This window comes from Shimia sp., assembly GCF_041624275.1.
GTDB lineage: Bacteria > Pseudomonadota > Alphaproteobacteria > Rhodobacterales > Rhodobacteraceae > Shimia.
On sequence record NZ_JBFJVE010000279.1, the window covers coordinates 1 to 2694 of the forward strand.

The 2694-nt window shown below is 66.3% G+C and carries 2 protein-coding genes and 1 pseudogene; 1 reads left to right on the forward strand and 2 read right to left on the reverse strand.

The window, feature by feature from the left end:
• Both ABZD10_RS15030 and secG read right to left on the reverse strand, forming a co-directional pair.
• The coding region (locus tag ABZD10_RS15030) for a CTP synthase (RefSeq protein ID WP_372887751.1) at nucleotides 1–762 on the reverse strand (762 nt) is incomplete at its 3' end.
• Nucleotides 763–1022: 260 nt separating this feature from the next.
• Nucleotides 1023–1373, reverse strand: coding sequence for a preprotein translocase subunit SecG (gene secG, locus ABZD10_RS15035; protein WP_372887753.1), 351 nt, complete (start codon nucleotides 1371–1373; stop codon nucleotides 1023–1025).
• A gap of 340 nt (nucleotides 1374–1713) precedes the next feature.
• On the opposite strand from secG, the pseudogene ABZD10_RS15040 reads away from it, so the two are divergent.
• Nucleotides 1714–2694, forward strand: a pseudogene (locus ABZD10_RS15040) (hypothetical protein); the annotation flags it as partial.

A 2694-nucleotide genomic window follows, 5' to 3' on the forward strand; every position in this document is an offset into this window, starting at 1 on the left:
GCCCTGGTCGGCAAACAGCAGCGGCACGCGATAGACGTTGTCGACGTTGCGCGCGTCGATCACCCGTTTGCCCGGCACGTTGCAGAACATGGCGATCTTTTCCTTGATCCCCGGGTCGAGGGGGCGGTCGGAGCGGCAGACCAGGATGTCCGGCTGGATGCCGATCGCACGCAGCTCCTTGACCGAGTGCTGGGTCGGCTTGGTCTTCAGCTCGCCCGAGGCCGCCAGATAGGGCAGCAGCGTCAGATGCATGAAGATGCACTGGCCGCGCGGCTTGTCGTGGCTGAACTGGCGGATCGCCTCGAAGAAGGGCAGGCCCTCGATGTCGCCCACGGTGCCGCCGATCTCGCAGAGCATGAAATCGACCTCATCATCGCCGATGTTGATGAAGTCCTTGATTTCATTGGTGACATGCGGAACCACCTGGATGGTCTTGCCAAGGTAGTCGCCGCGGCGTTCCTTTTCCAGCACGTTGGAATAGATGCGCCCGGAACTCACCGAATCCGTCATCCGCGCCGGCACCCCGGTGAACCGTTCGTAGTGGCCGAGGTCGAGATCTGTCTCGGCGCCGTCGTCGGTGACGAAGACCTCGCCGTGTTCAAAGGGGCTCATGGTGCCGGGATCGACGTTGAGATAGGGGTCGAGCTTGCGCAGCCGCACCGTGTAGCCGCGTGCCTGCAACAATGCGCCGAGCGCGGCCGAAGCCAGCCCCTTGCCCAGAGAGGACACCACGCCACCCGTAATGAAAATATACCGCGCCATGAGTTCGAGACCCCCGTGAATTCCAGCCTGATTTCGGCGTTTCTGCTCTGCCCACGCGCAGCGATCCTCGGTGGAATCGGCGGCAGCATCACGGGACTTGAGTATATCAAGATTCGCCACGGCTTGGCAACAGAACCGCAAGATGCTGTTGCGGCCCTATCGGTGATCTCAAGCTGTGGTATGCGTTCTGAGGGGCCCTGTCCGGGCCCCCGGGGCCCGGGCATGGCCCGGTCAATATGGTCCGGCCGCGCCGGGAAAGATCAGTCGGCGCGCGGCACCAGCGGCGTGTCGTCATCGCTGGGCGGCAGCAGGTTGGAGGCCGGGGCCTCGGTGCCCTCTTCGGCCACCGGCGCATCGCCGAGCCGGTCGAGAACCGAACTGCCGGCCGAGTTCTTCGCCGCAAGGATGGTGAGCGCGATCGAGGTGCAGATGAAGGCGATCGCCAGGATCCAGGTCACCTTGCCAAGGGCCGTGGCGGCCGCGCGGCTCGACATGGCGCCGCCACCGCCGCCGCCCATGCCAAGGCCACCACCTTCCGAACGTTGCAGCAGCACCACGCCGATCAGCGACAATGCGAGAAGAAGGTGGATGATGAGGACAACGTTTTCCATGAAGGACCTGTCGGATGCGTTCGGTATGTTCAGCGCGCTATGTAGGCAGTTTTGCCGGGGGGGGCAAGCGGGTTTCGCCCGCTATCGCCCCGGCCCGCGCGATAAGGGCTGCGGGCCGGCATGTCGCGCAGCGCCGGGGCAGGGCGTCGTGCCGCGCGCCGCAGCCGGTCCGGAGCGGGCCCGGCGGTGGGCGGGCCGGCCATTGTTTCCACCGCGGCAACAAAGGCTTCGGCGGCTCAGCGCGGGTTTACTGCCGGGTGGGTTCATCCTAGGGTGGTGTGATAACGGGCCGCCGCGCCCCCTCAGAGGCCGACCATTATGCTTGTTGAGGCCGACCATTATGCCGATCACATTGTCCTTGCTGTTTCTTGCCATCTGCGCCCTGCCATTGTTTCAGGGCGACGCGGGTGATCCCGAGGATGCCGGTCAGGCCGACCTGCCGCCCGACCCCGACCGCGATCTGACGCTGGACGACGGCATCCTGCGTGGCACCGAAGGCGCGGACGATCTCGAGTTCAACGACCCCTCGGACCCGGTGATTGCCGGGGGTAATGTGGTCGACCAGATCGACGGCGGCGCCGGCGATGACCGGCTGGGCGCCTTCCTGACCGGGGCGAGCACGCTTCTTGGCGGGGCGGGCGACGACACGATCGCGGTCGAGAACGGCCAGAGGGTCGACGGCGGCGACGGCGATGACACCCTTGTGGTCGCGACCTATGATCTTGGCGCGGCCAGCGGCTATTCGGCGCCCCTGATCGGCGATGTCGGGGCCGCCACCGTCACCGGGGGGGCCGGCGCGGATCGTATCTCGGTCTATTCGAGCACCGCCGAACAGCTCAGCGGGGACACGCTGGTCATCACCGATTTCGACCCCGCCGAGGACCGGCTGGAAATCCAGCTTTCGCGCGAGGCGGAGTCGGTGAATTCCCTGCGGATCGAGACCGACGGCGATGACGCGCTGGTCCTGTATGACGTTTTCGATGCCTCGGGCGACAGCCCGCAGGACCCCTACAGCCACCAGATCCGGCTTGTCGGGGCGGCGGGGGTGGTGCTGGAGGATGTGGGCTTTGTCACCTCGGCGCTGCAACTGGGCCCCGACTTGCTGGACGGCAGCGACGGCGACGACGTGATCGCGCTGGGGGGCGCCGGATCGGGATTTGAGGGCGGCTATATACGCGGATTTGCCGGCGACGATTTCGCCGAGCTCGACGGTGACGGCAACACCGGCGGCGCGCCTTCCACCGTGACCGGCGGGGAAGGCAACGACACGATCTCGGCGCTGAACGGGCGCGCCGATATTCATGGTGACGCCGGCGATGAC